Consider the following 20,000-nt stretch of genomic DNA (forward strand, 5'->3'; position numbering starts at 1 on the left):
AGACGGCATATTTTGGCTGTCTGGTTGGGAGGGGTGAACGGGTGGATATTAAGGTTTTACGTTATTTTCTGGCGCTGGCCAGACAGGAAAGTGTGACTGCTGCGGCCGATTATTTGCATATTACTCAGCCAACGCTGTCGCGCCAGCTTATGGAGCTGGAAGAGAAGCTGGGAAGTAAGCTGTTTATCCGGGGCAGCCGGAAGATTATGCTGACAGAAGAAGGTATGCATTTGCGCCAGCGTGCTGAGGAAATTCTTGATCTGGTACACAAAACTGAAGCTGAATTTCATCAGTCTGATAAAACGCTTAGTGGTGATATTTATATTGGCTGTGGTGAAACAGACGCTTTAAGGCCGGTAGTAAAGGTGATTAAGGCGATGCAGTTGGATTATCCGCATGTTCGTATTCATATTTATAGTGGTAATGCGAATGATGTGACGGAACGGATTGATAAGGGTTTACTGGATTTCGGGGTATTGATTGATCCTGTTCATCTGGAGAATTATGAATCTTTGTGTTTGCCACAGAAAGATAAATGGGGGGTATTGATGAGAAAGGATGATGAGCTGGCTGAGCGTGATTTTATCCGACCGGAAGATTTATGGGATTTGCCACTGATTATGTCGAGACAGAAGTATGTGAGTGACGGTATCGCCAGATGGATCAAAAGGGATTATGACAAGCTTGATGTGGTTGCTACGTATAATCTGATTTTTAATGCGGCGTTGCTGGTGGAGCAGAATGTGGGCTATGCGCTGTGTCTGGACAAGCTGGTTAATACTAGTGGGGAAAGTAGGCTCTGTTTCAGACCGTTGGAGCCGCTACTGGAAGTTGATGTGAATGTTGTCTGGAAAAGATATCAGTTATTTTCGCGGGTTTCTACTCTGTTTTTACAACGCTTGAAAGCAGGTATTTTGTAAGGCTATACCTGCACTTATAAGCGATGCTTAATGTGCAGGTTATAAATATTTATGAGGTGGTTTTAGTGCAGATTTGCCTTGAAGAATGAGGTAAGTTTGTTAAATGGTATCAGGTCAACGCGGTCGTACAGATCAACATGGCCGGCATTTTTGACATAGTAAAGCTCTTTAGGCTCGGCTGCACGGCGGTAAGCATCTTCGCTGAATTCTTTGGAATGGGCTTTATCACCGGTGATAAATAATAATGGCCGCGGAGAGATGGTTTCTATGTCGTTGAAGGGGTAGAAGTTCATGAATTTGGGGCTGCTGGTCAGGGTGGGATGGGTGGTTAATTCCGGTTGTGAGCCTGCCGGGGTAAATTCACCACGTGCGGTGCGGTAAAAATCATAAAATTCATGGGCAATCGGGCTGTCTTTGGCGGTAATTTGCCCTTTATTAATGGTACCGCCGGTATATAAGGTTTGTCCGCCGGTAAATTCTATGTCACGCTGTTGTGCTGCCTGCTGTATGATTTGTTTTCTTTGTTGCAGGGTGAGTGAATGATTGAGGCCATTGCGACTTGCGGCCCCCATGTCGTACATGCTGACTGTGGCAATGGCTTTGAAACGTGGATCGATTTTGGCGGCGCTGATGGCAAAACTGCCGCTGCCACAAATGCCGATTACGCCTATGTTGTTGCGGTCAACAAAAGGCTGGGTACTTAAAAAATCGACGGCGGCACTGAAATCCTCGCTGTACATGTCGGGCAATACGGCATTGCGTGGTTGTCCTTCGCTTTCTCCCCAGTATGATAAGTCGATTGCCAGTGTGACAAAGCCCTGTTCGGCCATTTTGGTGGCGTATAAATTGGCGCTTTGTTCTTTTACTGCGCCCATGGGGTGGCCGACAATGATGGCCGGGTATTTGGTGTTTGCTGCTAATGTTTTCGGTGTAAACAGGTTGCCAGCCACTTTCATTTTATACTGATTGAGAAAGCTGACTTTGTGCATGGTTACTTGTTTGCTTTGATAAAAGTTATCTGCGTGGTTTGACATATTGGCTCCGATTGATAGTGGGGAAAACAGTCCGAAAAAACTGAGACATATGGTTATGAAAATTTTCTTTTTGAGATAAAGGCTGATGTTTTGCATGATTTGCAACTTTCTTTGTTGAATAGGGTGAAAAATAATTTATGAAAAGGGTTTGGCTGTTGTGCGGGTATGTTGTGCAAAGCTGGTTTTGATGAGTAGTAGTGCTGCGATAAAAATTAGTGCTGAACTTAAGAAAATTCCTTGTATGCTCTGATGGTCATAGATGATGCCGCCTATGGCCGCAGCTAAACCGATGGCAAATTGTATGGCGGCCACAGACAGGCCACCCATTATTTCGGCTTTGTTGGCCAATGTAATGGCTATCCATGTTGACCAGCCGACAGGTAGAAAACCAAACATGAAACCCCATGCAACGATAAGTGCTGATTCGGTAGCCGGATTGTTGTGGCTGAACAGTAATGTAACGGCCAGAATGAATAAAATGATGTGGCTGATTATCATGGCCGGTTTAAAGTGTTTATGCATTATCCATCCGGCGACAATGGTGCCGGCAAAATTGCCGCTTCCGAAAATCAGTAACAATATGGATAAGGTATTAGCTGGCAGGGCTAGGGTATGTTGCAGAAAGGGTCTTAGGTAGGTGAAGAAAATATGATAGCCGCCATAGCTGAAGATGGTGGCCAGCATTCCGGTGGCAACCCATGGCTGTTTTAAGAGTAAGAGCATTTGTTTGAAGTTGCTATCTGCTTGTGCCGGCAGGGCGGGTAATGTGAGGAGTTGGCAGATAAATGCGGCAACACCTAGAAGTGCGGTGAGCAGGAAGATGCTTCTCCAGCCGATGATGTTGCCCAGATAACTGGCCAATGGCAGAGAAATGATGGTGGCCACGGATACGCCGGCGTAGACAATGCTGAGTGCGCGCGAAATATCCTTTTCCGGTACCAGTTGTATGGTGACGGCGGATGCTAATGACCAGAAACTGCCGACACATAATCCCAATATGCAGCGTCCGATAAGCAGCAGTATATAGTTCGGGGCAAAGGCAATTAATGTATTTGCTCCTATGAGCATGGCCGACATGATTAATAAAACTGTGCGTCTGTTGGTGGTTTTGGCTACGGATGAAAGGAAGAGGCTGGCTATTACGGCAAAAATACCTACTGCGCTAACTGTTTGCCCAGCCATGCCTTCGGTGATGTTCAGAGATTTAGCTATTGGTGTAAGCAGGCTAATCGGGACAAATTCGGCGCTGATGAGGCTGGTAACGCCCATAAATAATGAGAAAACGGCAAACCAGTGTGCTGTTGCTGGTGGCTGATGGGTTTGCTGCTGCATTATTGCTCAATCTCCGTTATTTGCTTTGTGCAATTGATGTGGTATTGGTTTTTTGGCAATTGTGTAGGCATTCACGCTGTTTTATTGTCTGTTTTATTCTACGATTGCTACTTTTACGCTGTTTTAAACAGTATAAGTAGCTAGAATTACTATGTAAAATACTTATATTTTATGGCTATTGATGCCTGAAAAGCATGGTTAGATAATTTTTTTATGGATGATTTGTACTGAAATTTGCTTGGGAGAGAGGAGTAAATGCTGGCGTTAGCTGGCTAAGATAAGTTAGTGAAGGTGTGAAAGATGTTTCAATCAGTTTGTGATTGGAAGTAAGGTTAAGAATGAAAATATTGCTGTTATTTTTCTGAATATGTGTTTTTTATTGCTGGTGGCTGGAATAAGCAGGGTTTTGGGACGATAGGATGCTGAAAAAGAAAAAGCCTTGTATGAACAAGGCTTTTTGAATTGCGTTAATGTTGTGTGTGGTGCGTTATTCCCACTCAATGGTAGCGGGTGGTTTGCCGCTGACATCGTAAACCACGCGGTTGATGCCGCGAACTTCGTTGATGATGCGGTTGGAAACGCGGCCGAGTAAGTCGTAAGGCAGGTGTGCCCAGTGGGCAGTCATGAAATCGCTGGTAATCACGGCGCGTAATGCCACTACATATTCATAGGTGCGTCCGTCGCCCATAACGCCTACGGATTTTACCGGCAGGAAAACGGCAAATGCCTGACTGGTTTTGTCGTACCAGGATAGGCCATCTTCATCACAGGTGTTACGCAGTTCTTCGATAAAGATGTGGTCGGCACGGCGCAGTAAGTCGGCATATTCGCGTTTAACTTCGCCCAGAATACGCACGCCCAGACCGGGGCCGGGGAAGGGATGGCGATATACCATGTCTCGTGGTAGTCCCAGTGCGACGCCTAGTTCGCGTACTTCGTCTTTGAAGAGGTCGCGCAGTGGTTCCAGTAGTTGCAGGTTTAGAGTTTCCGGCAGGCCGCCTACGTTGTGATGGCTTTTGATGGCATGTGCTTTTTTGGTTTTGGCACCGGCGCTTTCAATTACATCAGGGTAGATGGTGCCTTGTGCCAGCCATTTGGCATTTTGCCGTTTGCCGGCTTCACGCTGGAAGACTTCGACAAATTCGGCACCGATGATTTTGCGTTTGCGTTCGGGATCGGTTTCGCCGGCGAGTTTTTCGAGGAAATCGACAGAAGCATCGACGTGAATTACGTTTACGCCAAGGTTTTTGCCGAACATGTCCATAACCATTTGCGCTTCCTGATAGCGCAACAGGCCATGATCAACGAAAACGCAGGTGAGCTGGTCACCGATGGCGCGGTGAATCAGGGCAGCGGCTACGGAAGAATCCACGCCACCGGAAAGGCCGAGGATAACTTCATCGGTGCCAACCTGTTCGCGAATTTTGGTAATGGCTTCTTCGATGTAGTTAGGCATTGTCCAGCTTGGTTTGGCCTGACAGATGTCCAGTACAAAGCGGTTGATTAATTCGCGTCCCTGTTTGGTATGGGTAACTTCGGGGTGAAACTGTACGCCATAGAAGTGTTTTTGTGGGTTTTCGATGATGGCGTAAGGACAGCTAGGGGTGTGGCCAATGCTTTTGAAGCCTGCTGGCAGTTTGCTTACTTTGTCGCCGTGGCTCATCCATACATCCAGTGTGTTGGGCTGGTTGTCGAAAATACCATTGGTAAACTGGCTGTCTTCTGTATGCACCTGAGCATAACCGAATTCGCGCTGGTCGCCACCGCTGACTTCACCACCCATGGTGTGTGCCAGCCATTGCATGCCATAGCAGATGCCAAGAATGGGGATACCCAGATTAAGGATTTCCGGATTGGCCTGATAGTCTGATTCGTATACTGAATTGGGGCCACCAGACAGGATAATGCCTTTGGGGGCGAATGCCTTGATGTCGGCAATGGGCATATCGAATGAATGTAATTCACAGTAAACATGAGCTTCACGTACGCGCCGGGCGATAAGCTGGGTTACTTGTGAACCAAAATCGAGAATTAAAATTTTATCCTGATTCATGCTAGGCTCTTGACAGGTGTTTGAGTATGAAGCGAGTTATTTTAACACTTTTCTGCTTTTATTTCTGCAAGTGCTCTGTATGTGGAAGATTAGTATTGTGAAGAATAGGTTGTCTGGCTGGCTAATATGATTTATGTGTTTATTTTATAGATGCTGTTATTCGGTTTTGCTGTTTTGTGAGTTGAATACTATTATGGCTTTTATCAGTTTCTCTTTTCGGTTTTGTGCCAGAGATTTCAGAATGTTGATAAACTGGCTATGATGGTTGTAACATTTTGTATCAAATATTTTTTTTCAAAATTGATAGAGGGGTGAGCTTTTGGGTTTATGATGGGGTTGGTGGTAAAGTTTGTGCTGAACTCAATGGCTATGGTGTTGCGATACCTGTTGTGAATTTTTTGAATATAGGTAACTGATTCTAGATAGCAGATATTTATTTTGGTGTTTCTACGTAAATAGCCTTGGGCGTGAAATGAATTGGTTTGATGCTGCGCCGTTTGTTTTTATATAGTTTAAGGATATGATGGTACCTATTGCTGCTAATAAAAAATTACTACGCTGCAATCACTATCATTGATTGGGATTGGTAGTCTGCAAAGTAGGGATGTTAAGGCACTCTCGCTGGCAAAAACGGATAATTTTTTGCATATGCTTTAGAATTGCATTGCTATTTCTGTATGATTTTTAAGTTTTTTGGTTGATAGCTTATGCTTTTGCTGGATGTTATTTTTTCAATTAAAGTCTCGCTATTAGTTGTTGAAGAGGAAATATTTCTCTAGTGCATTGCTAATGAAGCCGGATTTATCGGCATTTACGCGGACTTTCGCCCTTTAGTTCTTGGTTGGTGTGAAGATCGTAAATACGAATAGTGGCTTTGGGAAAGGATGCACATAGGGAATTTTTAACGGTGTAGATGCCTGTGCCATGTGCCAGCAATTTCATTTTAGGTAATAAATCTTTACCATTTTCATCCTGAGCAATGAGACGGTAATCTCCGTTGACTGTTATGCAGCCGTTTAATATTAGCAGTCCTAAAAGAAAAGCAGTTTTTTTCATCGCTAATTTCTCTTTTTTGTTTTTGAAAACAATGGTTATGTTGTACTTTTAAGTTTTATGTGTAATATATTTTAACAGGTTTTGTGTAGTTATATATTGAAAAGATGTACTTTTTAATTTTGTTTTGAGTTGGGTATGTTTTCTATGTGGCTGTTATTTTATGCATAGGTGGATTAACAGGTATCTGAATTCTATTAAAAAAGGAAATTGAAAAACATCAATTTCCCTTTTTAATATTTTTTGATTTGGCATGAGTTAGCGAGCCTGTTTCATTAGCCGTTGTTTTTCGCGGTTCCAGTCTTTTTCTTTGCTGCTCTGGCGTTTGTCGTGCTGTTTTTTCCCTTTGGCTAAGCCCATGTCGATTTTGACGTAGCCATGGCTGTAATGCATGTTGACGGGAACGAGGGTATAGCCACTGCGTTCTACTTTACCAATCAGTTTGTTGATTTCGGACTGTTTCAGTAGAAGTTTCCGCTGACGTACTGGATCAGGTTTAACGTGATTGGAAGCGGTGGGTAATGCGGTGATGTGGCTGCCAACTAGGTAGAAAGCACCTTTTTTCCACTGGATATAGCTTTCTTTGATTTGCACCCGGCCAGCACGAATGGCTTTGACTTCCCAGCCTTCCAGCACGATGCCGGCTTCTATCTGTTCTTCTATAAAGTAATCGTGAAAGGCTTTTTTATTGTTGATGATGCTCATATTAGTTTTCTGCTACGCTGTATTTTTGTGTCTATTTTAGCAGAAAGAATGGGTAATGGAGACAGATTACGGTTGAATGTGGCGAATAAATAAAAAACCGATTGGATTAATCGGTTTCTTATTTGCTTCAGTTGTCAATTTCCTGACGGTGGGTTTCAGGCAATAGCAGGACGGCTAGCATGCTGAGCACGCAGGAGGCGATCAAAAACCAGCCAACGTACACGGTGCCTTGTAAGCTGTATTCTTTAACTAGCCATGCGGCGGTAAAGGGTGTGAGTGAACCGCCCAAGATGCCGCCAAAGCTGAATGATATGGCCGCACCGGTATAACGTACGTTGGTAGGAAATATTTCCGGTAAATACGCTGCCAGTGGTGTCCATAGAATGCCCATAACGAATAAAGAAAAGGACAGAAAGATGGCTGCGACAGTTGTGCTGTTACAATTGATTAAATCACCGTAGAAATAACCGATTGTGACGGTTAGGATGCCACCAATTAAAAATATTGGACGGCGACCGATTTTATCGGAAAGCCATGCTGAGACAGGCGAGCCTAAAGCCATAAATACTATGGCACCCATCAGGATGAATAGGTAATCAATTTTGTTAAACAATGGTGCGCTTTGCCATGGATGCTGTGTGGTGGCATATTGCAGGGAAAATACTGTAGACAGAAAAAACAGGGTAAAGCATGACATGGCCGCCAGTGAACCAAGGATAAGCTGTTTGTAATGCTTACGGACGGTATCAGCCAGTGGCACTTTTACTGCATTCTGTTTGGCAACCATGCTGCGAAAGGCATTGCTTTCAATGATGGACATGCGTACATACATGCCGAGGCCAACTAGTACTATGCTCAGCAGAAAGGGAATACGCCAGCCCCAAGCCATCATTTGTTCGTTGCTCAGGCTTTTAGACAGGATAATAAATATCAGGCTCGCGGTAATAAAGCCGATAGGAGGTCCGATTTGTGGAAACATGGCGAAGAGGGCGCGTTTGCCTTTGGGTGCATTTTCGGTAGCCAGTAAGGCGGCACCACCCCATTCGCCACCCAACCCAAGTCCCTGACAGAAGCGCAGGATGCATAAACAGACTGGTGCAAAGATACCAGCTTGTTGGTAGGTTGGCAGAAAGCCAATCAGGGTAGTGCTGATACCCATTATCAGTAAGGATGCAATCAGGGTGGTTTTGCGGCCGACTTTATCGCCAAAATGGCCGAATAGTGCTGCTCCAATGGGGCGGGCGATAAAGGCGATGCCGAAGGTCAGAAATGAGTGCATGACGGCAAGTGCCGGATCCTTGTTTGTAAAAAACAGGGTATCCAGTACCAGTGCAGCGGCCAAGCCGTATATATAGAAGTCGTAAAATTCTACGGCTGTACCCACCAAGCTGGCAACGGCAACTTTAGTAGGGGAATTTTGGGTGATTTGAGGTGCAGATTCGGACTGCGATGCGGGTGTGTTTGTCATAATTATTTTGAGTTCGTGGTTGAAAAAGCTTGTATATGAAGTTGCATACACAAGCTTTTCTGGTACAAGCAAACTTAGGTAGTTAAACTAGTTTTTATCCTGATCAACCAGTTTGTTTTTGGCAATCCATGGCATCATGCTGCGTAACTGGTTACCGATGATTTCGATCGGATGCTCAGCATTCTGACGACGACGGGCAGTCATGGACGGGTAGTTGGTAGCACCTTCCACGATAAAGGATTTGGCATAATCGCCGTTTTGAATGCGTTTTAATGCTTCGCGCATTGCCTGACGTGAATGTTCATTCACTACTTGCGGGCCGGTGAAGTATTCGCCATATTCTGCATTGTTGGAAATGGAGTAGTTCATGTTGGCAATGCCACCTTCGTAAATTAAGTCTACGATTAATTTCATTTCATGCAGACATTCAAAGTAAGCCATTTCGGGAGCATAGCCGGCTTCTACTAGTGTTTCAAAACCGGTTTTGATTAATTCAACCAGCCCGCCACATAATACGGCCTGTTCGCCGAAAAGGTCGGTTTCGGTTTCTTCTTTGAATGTGGTCTGGATAACGCCGCCTTTGGTACCACCGTTGGCTGCTGCGTAGGACAGGGCAATGTCACGGGCGCGGCCGCTTGCATCCTGATGCACGGCAATCAGGCTAGGTACACCGCCACCTTTGAGAAATTCACTGCGTACGGTATGGCCGGGGCCTTTGGGCGCAATCATGACTACGTCCAGATTTTTGGCGGGAATAATCTGGTTGTAATGAATATTGAAGCCATGGGCAAAAGCTACGGTGGCATTGTCTTTCAGATTGGGGGCAATTTCGTTTACATATACTGCCGGCTGAAATTCATCCGGGGTAAGAATCATGACTACATCAGCTGCTTTGGTTGCTTCAGCAACTTCGCGTACGTCATGGCCGGCATTTTCTGCTTTGTGCCATGAGTTACCATTTTTGCGTAAGCCTACAATTACGTTAACACCTGAATCTTTCAGGTTGGCGGCATGAGCATGGCCTTGTGAACCATAACCAATAATGGCTACGGTTTTGCCTTTGATTAATGACAGGTCGGCGTCTTTATCATAATAAACTTGCATGGTTATTCCTTTGGTTTAATACTTTGATTTTAAAATCAGGTTTTTGGTATGGCGTGAAGCCAGTTATGTTGTCAGAATGTCTGATTAAATACGCAACATGCGCTCACCACGGCCTATGCCGGCGGCTCCAGTGCGGACGGTTTCCAGAATCAGTGTTTTACCTACGGTATCCAGAAATGCGTCGAGTTTGTTACTGGTGCCGGTGATTTCTACGGTGTAGGTTTTATCGGTAACATCGATAATATGACCGCGGAAAATATCAACCAGACGCAATATTTCATCGCGATCTTTGCCGGTGGCACGCAGTTTAACGAGCATTAATTCGCGTTCGACGTATTGGCTGTCATTGAGGTCGATTACTTTGATAACTTCAATCAGTTTGTTCAGCTGTTTGGTTATCTGTTCCATGACTAGATCGCTACCGCTGGTAACGATTGTCATACGTGAAAGGGTTTTGTCTTCTGTGGGTGATACAGACAGTGAATCGATGTTGTAGGCTCGAGCTGAAAATAGCCCTACGATACGACTCATGGCTCCGGATTGATTTTCCATCAGAATAGATAAAATGTGTCTCATGATGCACTCCGGCTATTCTGTTCACGGTCGCTGCCAGCGGCAGCTTGGGTTGTATTCATATGTGGTGGTAAAACCATTTCATCCAGACCTTTGCCATTGCCAACCATTGGATAGACATTCTGGGTACGATCGGTAATGAAATCCATAAATACTAGCCGGTCTTTGAGGGCAATGGCTTCTTTGAGGGCACTTTCTATATCGGCTGTTTTTTCAACTCGAATGCCTACGTGGCCATAGGCTTCTGCCAGTTTGACGAAGTCGGGCAGTGAATCCATATAGGTTTCGGAGTAGCGGTTGTCGTAGTACAACTCCTGCCACTGGCGAACCATGCCGAGAAAGCCGTTATTCAGGTTGATTATTTTGATGGGCAGGCGATACTGATAACAGGTAGACAGTTCCTGTATGTTCATTTGGATGGAACCTTCACCGGTAATGCAGAATACGTCTTCCTCTGGTCTGGCTAATTTGGCACCCATGGCATAGGGCAAACCGACGCCCATTGTGCCTAGTCCGCCAGAGTTGAGCCATTGGCGAGGCCGCTGAAAGGGGTAATACTGTGCAGTAAACATCTGGTGCTGGCCGACATCGGAGGTAATGAGGGCATTATTGTTGGTAATTTTGGCCAGTGCCTGTATTACTTGCTGTGGCTTGATGTATTCGTCGGTGTTTTCAAACCACAAGCTGTTATGGCTGCGCCAGTTTTCAATGGTTTTCCACCATCTTTCCAGTGCGTTGCTGTTGAAAGCCAGATTTTGCTTCTGCCACAGGGCGAGTAAATCAGCAAGGACGTTTTTTACATCTCCAACAATCGGCACGTCTACTTTCACGCGTTTGGCAATGCTGGACGGGTCAATATCGATATGGATGATTTTTTTGCCATCATCGGTAAATTTATCTGCTACAGAGATAACGCGGTCGTCAAAGCGTGCGCCCACGGCCAGTACGACATCTGCATTTTGTAAGGCCAGATTGCCTTCGTAGCAGCCATGCATACCTACCATACCCAGAAACTGACGATTAGTGCTGGGGAATGCGCCCAGTCCCATCAGGGTGGATACACAGGGGATGCCGGTAGACTGGATTAAATCGGTGAGGATATTGCTGGCGTTACCCAGTACTACACCGCCGCCAAACAGGATAATCGGGCGTTTTGCCGCAGCCATTACCTGTGCTGCTTTTTTAATCTGGCCAGTATGTCCGTGGATAACCGGCTGATAGGAGCGGATGTTGATGTCATCCTGCGGATAGCTGAATTTTGCCATTGCTTGAGTAACATCTTTGGGTACATCGATAACCACTACTCCGGGTCTTCCGGTACGGGCTAGCTGGAATGCTTTTTTTACGGTCTCGGCCAGTTCGCTGATGTGTGTTACCAGAAAATTATGTTTAACGCACGGGCGGGAAATGCCAACGGTATCTACTTCCTGAAAGGCATCGGAACCTATGGCCGGTGTGCCAACCTGACCGGAAATGACTACGAGGGGCACTGAATCGGAGTTGGCGGTGGCAATGCCGGTAATGGCATTGGTGGCGCCCGGGCCGGAAGTAACCAGTGCTACACCGATTTTTTCACCATTGCTGGCACGTGAATAGGCATCGGCAGCGTGTACTGCGGCCTGTTCGTGTCTGACAAGTATGTGGCGAAATTTTTTTAATTGAAAAATGGCGTCGTAAATTTCGAGAACTGCTCCGCCGGGATAACCGAAAACATATTCTACATTTTCGGCCTTGAGACTCTGCACGAGTATTTGTGCACCTGAAAGTTGCATATCAACCTCTTATGTTCTAGTAGTCCGACTGACACGTTACCAATGCATCTTCATCCGGTAAGATTTAATAAATGTAAACAGCGATTTAAGGTACGCGAATGCACTTATTGTGATGAACTCTTGGTTCTGTGTCCGGTAGTCGGATTAGCAAGTTTGGGTTAGCTAAATGAGTCTTTACAATAAAGCAGGTATAGATGTTAAGCAAGTGCTAATTTCAGAAAAAATGTTACTTTTATACTTGCTTTGATTTATTTTATGCTCTTTTTTTTCGTATTTGGGAAATAAAATGCTAAATTTAGACAAATTTTGATGCTTTTCTGTGCTTATTTGTCTAAATTTGAATAAATTATATGTTTTTGATAATTATAGGATTTTAGACTTATTGTCCAGTTAATAGATGACAATGTGTGCTCCTGCTGCCTGTGCCAGTTGCATAAGTGTTGCGCTATTCATATAAGCATGGGCAAGGTGGGAAATATTAGCAACAATGGGCAGATGGGTAATTTGTCTGGCTTTAACAATGGCTTCGACGTCGAGCCGGTATGGGGCGTTTCTCTCCAGACTTAATGTTCCGGCTTCGCCAAGCATCAGATGGTGGTTGCCCTTAAGGGCGATGTGCTCCGCTGCAATCAGCCAGTCATCAACTTGATGATGTTTGTCTTTACACAGTACTACTGGGATGTTCAGACAGCCCACTTCGTTGAGTAAGGTACGGTTAGACATTAATTCTCCCCCCAGATAGATAATATCTGCTTCTGCCTGTAAGGCCGGTTCGAGCTGGCGTACATCTCTGATTCGTAACCAAACAGATTTATTAGCCTGATGTGCCTGTTTAATCTGTTGCTGCATGTTGATGCTGTGCTGTAATGGTGGTGTATAGGGTGATGCTGCTTGATAGAAGGGGTCGATAAATATGTTGGTGCTTTCTGGCAGTTGTGAACTGGTCATTGTGGCAACTAGCTGACATTGCTGTCCGCCAAACTGCTGGCCGCGAACGGTGATGATGGTGTCCTGTTGTTGTGTTTCGCGGCTGATGATGCGCCAGTCCTGTAGGATGCGTAATGCTTTTTCTACGCCGGCTAGGGCTTCAAGCTCACGGGGTTCGAATACTCTTTCATCACCGACTGCACCGATAATGGTACGTTCTTCGCCGTGTGATATGTGTTCATGCAATCCGCGCTGGCGGATAAAGGTAATAACGTTGTTGATTTGGGCTGCTGTTGCCTGACGCTGCATTACGATAATCATGTCGGTAATCCTTGAAAGCGGTTTGCTGATTGTCAGAAAAAATCAGGATGCTGACAAGTACTGCTTGATATGGATCAGGAATCAGTCTTTCAATTTAAGCTGTCGGTGATTATGGTAACTGTACAACAGTGATAGTAAACTATTGTTATCGATAAATAGGGTATATATTTTATGTGTTAACTTGGGTGAGAAAAGTTTGGCGAATTTCGTGACGCGAAATCAGTAAAAACAGTTCACTCAGGGACGGATAAATGAAAACAAGAAGACTGTTGTTTGTGTTGGTGGTGCTGGCATTGGTGGGGTTGGCGGTGTGGGTTAATATGCGCAGCCATACATCTTTACCAGATGGTTTTGCTGGCGGCAATGGTCGCATGGAGTTAAAACGGCTGGATGTGGCTACTTTATATTCTGGCCGAGTAGTGGAAATGAAAGTGGATGAGGGGGATATGGTAGCCAAGAATCAGGTTTTGGCTGAACTTTCATCTGATCAGACCAGTAGTAAGCTGGCGGCTGCGCGTGCAGATAAACAACGCGCACAGGAAAATGTAGCTAAAGCAGAGGCGGAAATTGCTGCTCAGCAACAGGCACATAAAGTTGCACAGATGGATCTGGATAATACGCGCCAGCTCAGATCAGATGAGCTGGTATCTTCGCCGGAATTACGCCGGCGTTTGGCTGACCGCGATGCGGCTATTGCTAAAGTTAAAGCGGCGCAGGCGGCGCGCGCTGAGGCACAGGCAGCGGTGAAACAGGCGCAGGCGCAAATTGATGCTACTTCTTCCGCAAACAACGATATGCTGATTCGGGCGCCTAAAGCCGGCAGGGTTGAGTACCGTATTGCTGAAGCCGGTAATGTGCTGGGCGAAGGCAGTAAGGTTGTGTCGCTGCTGGACCCAACTGATGTAACGCTGTCAGTGTATTTGCCTACGGATACTATTGGTAAGCTTAAGCTTGGCGATGAAGCACGGATTGTTCTGGACGGGATGAATGCTGTCTGGCCGGCAAAAGTTGATTTTATTGATTCCAATGCCCAATTCACGCCCAAGTTTGTGGAAACGCTGAATGAGCGGCAAAAGCTGATGTATAAGGTTAAGCTGAAAATTCCACCACAGGTTGCGTTGCAATATAGTGGTTTGCTCAAGGGCGGCTTAACGGGTAATGGCTATATCCGTTTTGATAATAGTAAGGCGTGGCCGCAGCAGTGGCAGGTTAATCTACCCAGTGTGAAACAACCCGCCAAAGGTGTCTGAGATGGATAGTACTGCCAAAGCGCAGGCTGGCACAGGAGAAAACTGGGCTGTTGATTTACGCCATGTGTCCCATCAGTACCGGCAGACGGAAGCTTTGCGCGATGTGTCGCTGCAAATCCGGCGCTGTGCGACTGTGGGTTTGATTGGACCGGACGGAGTAGGTAAGTCGACGCTATTGTCGCTGATTGCTGGTGTGAAGATTATTCAGCAGGGCGAGGTGCTGGTTTTTGGTGACAATATGGCGAATAAGCACAGCCGTCAGTTGTTAAGTCACCGTATTGCATTTATGCCGCAGGGTCTCGGGCAGAATCTGTATCCGACGTTATCGGTTAATGAAAATGTTGATTTCCATGCACGTTTATTCGGTTTGCGCGGAGCGATGCGGCATGAGCGTATTACACGGTTATTGCAGGCTACGGGGCTGACACCCTTTGCCGACCGGCAGGCTGGTAAGCTGTCGGGCGGGATGAAGCAGAAGTTAAGTTTGTGTTGTGCGCTGGTTCATAATCCTGAATTGTTGATTCTGGATGAACCAACTACTGGAGTTGATCCTTTATCTCGACGGCAGTTCTGGCAGCTGATTGATGAATTGCGGCAGGAAAATCCGGATATGACGGTTATTGTGGCCACTGCCTATTTTGATGAAGCCAAGCGCTTTGAATATTTGCTGGCGATGGATGATGGCCGCCTGATTGTTAATGCACCAACGCAGCAGGTTCTGGAAGAGACGCATACGGATACGCTGGAACAGGCTTATGTGAAAATGCTGCCTGAGTCAAAACAGGATAAGGCCGGCAGCTTAAAGTTGACGCCGTTTGTACCCGATAAGGATTCGCCACCGGCAATTGAGGCAAGAGATTTAACTAAGCGTTTCGGGGATTTTGTTGCAGTAAATAATGTGAGTTTTACGATTGAGCGTGGCGAAATTTTTGGCTTTTTGGGCTCGAATGGTTGCGGTAAATCAACCACCATGAAAATGCTCACTGGTCTGCTCGACGCCAGCTCGGGTACGGCTCAGCTGCTTGGACACACGGTTAATGCCGATGATATGACGACGCGCATGAAAATTGGATACATGTCGCAGTCGTTTTCTTTATATGAGGAATTAACTGTTCGGCAGAATCTGGTTTTGTCTGCCCGTTTATATCGCATGGATGCGGCGCAGATTGTGCATTCGGTGCAGCAATCTTTACAACAGTTTGATCTGGTTGAGTTTGCTGATATTCAGCCAAGTGAGCTGCCTTTGGGTATCCGGCAGCGTTTGCAACTGGCTGCAGCCTGTCTGCATCATCCTCAGGTATTGATACTGGACGAGCCTACATCAGGGGTTGATCCGGTGGCCAGAGATATGTTCTGGCATCATCTGCTTGATTTATCAAGGAATAACCGCACCACTATTTTTGTGTCCACGCATTTTATGAATGAGGCACAACGCTGCGACCGGATATCGTTTATGCATCAGGGACGAGTGCTGGCTATTGGTTCACCAGCGGAGCTATGTGCCAACAAGGATACAGATGATCTGGAAACTGCATTTATTGATTATTTGCAGGAAGCAGTAGATAAAAATCAATCTAATCAGCCAGCAGTAGCTAAGGATAATCAGCCACAGGAAGCGGGGTTGACGCAGTCTGCTGCTAAAGCAATGAATGTTGATGGTCTGAATTATTGGCTACAGACGGTATGGACTTTTGCTGTACGTGAAGGTAAGGAATTGTTGCGCGATAAAATCCGCCTGTTTTTTGCTTTGTTCGGACCGGTTGTTTTGATGATGATGGCTGCGTGGTCAGTATCTTTTGATGTGGAGCATGTCAAGTTTGCGGTATTAGATCGTGATCAGACTGTGGAAAGCCGTGCTTTAATCGAACATTTTCGTGGTTCGCGTTATTTTACTTTTACTGGCAATCTGCACAATGCCAGTGAAGTTGATCAAACGTTGAAAATTTCGCAAGCCAGACTGGTTATTGATATTCCACCGCATTTTGGCCGTGATTTAATGCGTGGTGATAAGCCGGAAGTGGGGTTTTATGTAGATGGTACCATGCCGTTTATGGCGGAGAATATTAAAAGTTTTATTCTGGTGATATTGAATCGCTATGCTACGGTTCAGTGGGCGCAAAAAGGCTTGCCGATTTCACTTCAGCCTAATGCGCAGATTGCACCGCGCTATTTATACAATCAGGATTTTAAAAGTATTTTTGCGATAACACCCGGTATGATTATGATGGCAATGATGCTGATACCCGTTATGATGACAGCGCTGGGTGTGGTGCGTGAGCGGGAAATTGGCTCAATTACCAATCTGTATACATCTCCGGCTTCGGTAAGGCAGTTTCTGATTGGCAAGCAGATACCCTATGTTTTTGTTTCCTTTATCAGCTATCTGATTCTGGTGTGGCTGGCTGTAGTGGTACTGGGTGTACCGGTACGTGGCAGTTTCTTTGCCATGAGTCTGGGGGCACTGGCGCTGATTTGTGCAGCCACAGCGTTTGGTTTACTTATTTCCAGTTTTGTTAAGTCTCAGGTAGCTGCGATTTTTGGCTCCGCGATCTTGTCATTGATTCCGGCACTGAATTTTTCCGGTTTGCTTTATCCTTTATCTACGCTAACTGGTGTGAATTACTGGTTTGGCTGGAGTTTTCCCACTGCATGGTATCAGTTAATCAGTCTGGGCGGTTTTACCAAAGGTTTGGGTTTTCTGGATTTTATTAACTACTATCTGATACTGCTGGCATTTTGTCTGGTGTATGTATTTCTGGCCGGCTGCTTGTTGAAAAAGCAGGAGGTATAAATGCTGCAATGGTTTAAAAATGTATGGGTACTGAGCATTAAAGAACTGAAAAGTCTGCTGAGCGATGTGGTACTGATTGCCTTAATGGTGGTGGTATTGTCTGTAGCGATATATTCAGTGGCCACCAGTATTTCTACGGAAGTACGTCATGCTTCTGTGGCGGTAATGGATGCTGATCACAGTGTTCTGTCTTACCGAATCCGTGATTCTTTGCTGGAACCGTACTTCAAACCTCCGGTCGAGGTGAAGCGCGAGGAAATTGATGCGGCTATGGATAAGGGTGATTATGTATTTGTATTGGATATTCCGGCTAATTTTGAACGTGATGTAGTGGCAGGGCGTTCACCTACCATTCAGGTACTGGCTGATGCTACTTCGGTAACGCAGGCTGGTATTGGCTTTAATTATTTAAGCCAGATTATTGATACTCAGACACGTGGGTTTTTACGTCAGCCTGTAGCAACTGAGTTTTCGCCGGTTACGCCGGTGCTAAATATCCAGTTTAATCCCAATGGTGAATCCTCATGGTTTATCGCTACGATGAATGTGGTATCGAATCTGACTTTACTGGCGATTATTCTGGTTGGAGCAGCGGTAATCCGTGAACGTGAACACGGAACGATTGAGCAGCTGCTGGTGATGCCGGTACATCCCAGTGAAATTGTGATGGCCAAGATTTTTGCCAATGGCGCGGTGATTTCGGTTGCTTCGCTGCTTTCGCTGTGGCTGGTAATAGAGGGCTGGCTGAATATTCCGATTAATGGTTCAGTGTCTTTGTTTAGTCTGGGGATGCTGATTTATCTGTTTTCGGTGGCTTCGCTGGGAATCTGGTTTGCAACGCTGGCACCAACCATGCCGCAATTCGGTTTGCTGTGTTTGCCGATATATGTGGTAATGCGTTTGCTTTCTGGTTCAGAATCACCACTGGAAAGTATGCCGGCTTTTTTTCAGTATATAACTTGGCTATCACCAGAAACTCAGTTTACTCAGTTTAGTCAGGATGTGCTGTTTCGCCAAGCTGGGCTGAATATCGTCTGGCCGAAAATTATTATGATGACAATCATGGGTGCGTTGTTTCTGGCTTTGGCTTTGTCGCGCTTTCGTGGCATGCTGGCGCAGCATTCATAATGATTGTGCCAAACTTTCGGGAAGTAAGGTAATGAATAAAAGATGGTTGCCGCTATTACTGGCTATGGGCTTAATGGCAGGCTGTAGCAGAACTGATATTCAGGTGAAATCCACTGTAGCTGTCGCGCCTCAATTTGATCACAATGCTGCTGCCCGTGGCACGGTTGATATCAGCCGCTGGTGGCAGAGCTGGCCAGATCCGGTATTGAATGACTTAATTAATTCAGGTTTAAAAAATAACCGCGATTTAGCCAAGATGAAGGCCAATATGCTTTCAGCCCGTGCCAGTGCGGCCATGGTGGAGTCGGATCTCAGCCCGCAGGCTGGAGTAGAAAGCAGTGGCAGCTTCCACCGCTATAATGGTGCTAATGCGCTTAAAGACCTCAATTTACCGGGAATCGGCAATACCAAAGATTATTTACAGATGACTGGTTCACCTTTGGGTGCTAATCGCAGTCGCTGGCATGGTAATACAGTACAGGCGGGGTTTACAGCCAGCTGGGAGCCGGATGTATTCGGCCAGAAGCGTAGTGATGCAGATGAAATGTATTATCTGAGCCTGAGTGAAACGGAGCGCTGGCATGGTGCTCAGATGGTTCTCAGTAGTGAGATTGCTGATAATTATCTGAAAATGCGTGCTATGCAGCAGCGGGCGAAAGTAGGTGAACACAGTGTAGCCACGCTGAAACAGTTGCAACGCTATACAGTAGGCCGTTTTCGCGCCGGTCAGGTTACAGCTTATGATGTCAGGGAAGTTGCAGCCAAACTGGCTGGGATGCAGGCACAGATTGCCACTTATCAGGCGCAGGCAGATGTCTATCAGCGCAATATAGCGGTATTAATCGGCCAATCACCGCAAGGATTTACAGTTGCTTCTGCAACTTTAGACATTTTTCAGCATATTCCTGCTGCACCAGCCGGGCAACTGCCACTGGACGTCATTACCCGCCGGCCGGATATCCGTACTCAGGAAAATATAGTGAAAGCAATGAGTGCGGGTCTGGCCAGTGCCAAAGCTGATCGATTACCTCGATTTTTTCTTAATTTTTTGTGGCAAACTGGTCAGATACATTTAAATAACAATACATCATATTTAAAAAATGTTGGTGGTCTGCTTGATGCCGGAATGACGATTCCAGTATTTACTGCCGGCCGGATTAAACACAATATAGAACGAGCGGATGCGCAGTTACAGGCTGCCATTGCCAAATATGATAATATGATTTTGCAGGCACTTGCCGAAGTGGATAATGCCTATCAGATGCAGTTTAGCCTGTATAAACAAACTCAGTTAATGCATCAGGCGCAAACGCAGGCCGCCAGTCAGGCCAGTGCTGCTGAAAAATTATTTCGTTATGGCAATATGACGCTGGATCAAAGTCTGCGCGCACGTCTGAATGCAGAAGATTTGGACGATAAGCAGATTCAGGCTAGGCTGGAAATGGCACGTAATCTGGTGAATCTGTATAAAGCACTTGGAGGCGGCTGGCAGGTTAATGATGCACAATAGCAAGTATCCGCAACAGGATTTTATTTCCGGAGTGCATTGATAATTTAGTAGAATAGATA

15 protein-coding genes are annotated in these 20,000 nt (G+C 45.8%); 5 read left to right on the top strand and 10 right to left on the bottom strand.

Annotation, left to right across the window (positions count from 1 at the left end):
* Window positions 1–41: 41 nt before the first annotated feature.
* Window positions 42–920, top strand: coding sequence for a LysR family transcriptional regulator (locus tag MJ761_RS02695; protein WP_093090607.1), 879 nt, complete (start codon window positions 42–44; stop codon window positions 918–920).
* A gap of 62 nt (window positions 921–982) precedes the next feature.
* Here MJ761_RS02695 and MJ761_RS02700 read toward each other — a convergent pair whose 3' ends face one another.
* The 10 genes from MJ761_RS02700 to MJ761_RS02745 form a co-directional block, all read right to left on the bottom strand.
* On the bottom strand, window positions 983–1,954 hold the full coding sequence (locus MJ761_RS02700) for an alpha/beta hydrolase (protein ID WP_202806157.1): 972 nt from the start codon (window positions 1,952–1,954) through the stop codon (window positions 983–985).
* A gap of 135 nt (window positions 1,955–2,089) precedes the next feature.
* Window positions 2,090–3,286, bottom strand: a complete 1,197-nt coding sequence (locus MJ761_RS02705; protein ID WP_093090605.1) for an MFS transporter — start codon at window positions 3,284–3,286, stop codon at window positions 2,090–2,092.
* Window positions 3,287–3,773: 487 nt separating this feature from the next.
* Window positions 3,774–5,339, bottom strand: a complete 1,566-nt coding sequence (guaA, locus tag MJ761_RS02710; RefSeq protein WP_093090603.1) for a glutamine-hydrolyzing GMP synthase — start codon at window positions 5,337–5,339, stop codon at window positions 3,774–3,776.
* 801 nt (window positions 5,340–6,140) lie between these two features.
* Window positions 6,141–6,395 carry a hypothetical protein gene (locus MJ761_RS02715; RefSeq protein WP_093090601.1) on the bottom strand — a complete coding sequence of 85 codons (255 nt, stop codon included), beginning with the start codon at window positions 6,393–6,395 and terminating at the stop codon, window positions 6,141–6,143.
* Between the two features lie 255 nt (window positions 6,396–6,650).
* Entirely contained in the window at window positions 6,651–7,097 is a 447-nt protein-coding gene (smpB, locus tag MJ761_RS02720; RefSeq protein ID WP_037405662.1) for an SsrA-binding protein SmpB, read from the bottom strand.
* A 127-nt stretch (window positions 7,098–7,224) separates the two neighbouring features.
* A complete protein-coding gene (locus MJ761_RS02725; RefSeq protein WP_093090599.1) occupies window positions 7,225–8,565 on the bottom strand; it encodes an MFS transporter in 1,341 nt (446 codons plus the stop codon).
* Between the two features lie 87 nt (window positions 8,566–8,652).
* On the bottom strand, window positions 8,653–9,669 hold the full coding sequence (ilvC, locus tag MJ761_RS02730) for a ketol-acid reductoisomerase (RefSeq protein WP_037490844.1): 1,017 nt from the start codon (window positions 9,667–9,669) through the stop codon (window positions 8,653–8,655).
* An 84-nt stretch (window positions 9,670–9,753) separates the two neighbouring features.
* Complete coding sequence (gene ilvN / locus MJ761_RS02735) at window positions 9,754–10,245, bottom strand: acetolactate synthase small subunit (RefSeq protein WP_093090597.1); 492 nt, start codon at window positions 10,243–10,245, stop codon at window positions 9,754–9,756.
* Entirely contained in the window at window positions 10,242–12,014 is a 1,773-nt protein-coding gene (gene ilvB / locus MJ761_RS02740; RefSeq protein ID WP_093090595.1) for a biosynthetic-type acetolactate synthase large subunit, read from the bottom strand. Before ilvB ends, ilvN begins: the two co-directional genes overlap by 4 nt.
* A 390-nt stretch (window positions 12,015–12,404) precedes the next feature.
* Window positions 12,405–13,262, bottom strand: coding sequence for a chorismate mutase (locus MJ761_RS02745; RefSeq protein ID WP_093090593.1), 858 nt, complete (start codon window positions 13,260–13,262; stop codon window positions 12,405–12,407).
* Window positions 13,263–13,513: 251 nt separating this feature from the next.
* On the opposite strand from MJ761_RS02745, the gene MJ761_RS02750 reads away from it, so the two are divergent.
* Genes MJ761_RS02750 through MJ761_RS02765 form a run of 4 tightly spaced genes read left to right on the top strand, consistent with a single transcriptional unit; the run spans window position 13,514 to window position 19,941 of the window.
* Window positions 13,514–14,512 carry an HlyD family secretion protein gene (locus MJ761_RS02750; protein ID WP_093090591.1) on the top strand — a complete coding sequence of 333 codons (999 nt, stop codon included), beginning with the start codon at window positions 13,514–13,516 and terminating at the stop codon, window positions 14,510–14,512.
* Between the two features lies 1 nt (window position 14,513).
* Window positions 14,514–17,303, top strand: a complete 2,790-nt coding sequence (gene rbbA, locus MJ761_RS02755; protein WP_093090589.1) for a ribosome-associated ATPase/putative transporter RbbA — start codon at window positions 14,514–14,516, stop codon at window positions 17,301–17,303.
* Window positions 17,304–18,431 (top strand): ABC transporter permease, encoded by a 1,128-nt coding sequence (locus MJ761_RS02760; protein ID WP_093090587.1) that lies wholly within the window; start codon window positions 17,304–17,306, stop codon window positions 18,429–18,431.
* Window positions 18,432–18,462: 31 nt separating this feature from the next.
* Window positions 18,463–19,941: an efflux transporter outer membrane subunit gene (locus MJ761_RS02765; protein WP_093090585.1), complete on the top strand. Its 1,479-nt coding sequence runs from the start codon at window positions 18,463–18,465 to the stop codon at window positions 19,939–19,941.
* The last annotated feature ends 59 nt before the right edge of the window (window positions 19,942–20,000 follow it).

The sequence above is a fragment of the Snodgrassella communis genome, from assembly GCF_914768045.1.
Classification (GTDB): Bacteria; Pseudomonadota; Gammaproteobacteria; order Burkholderiales; family Neisseriaceae; genus Snodgrassella; species Snodgrassella communis.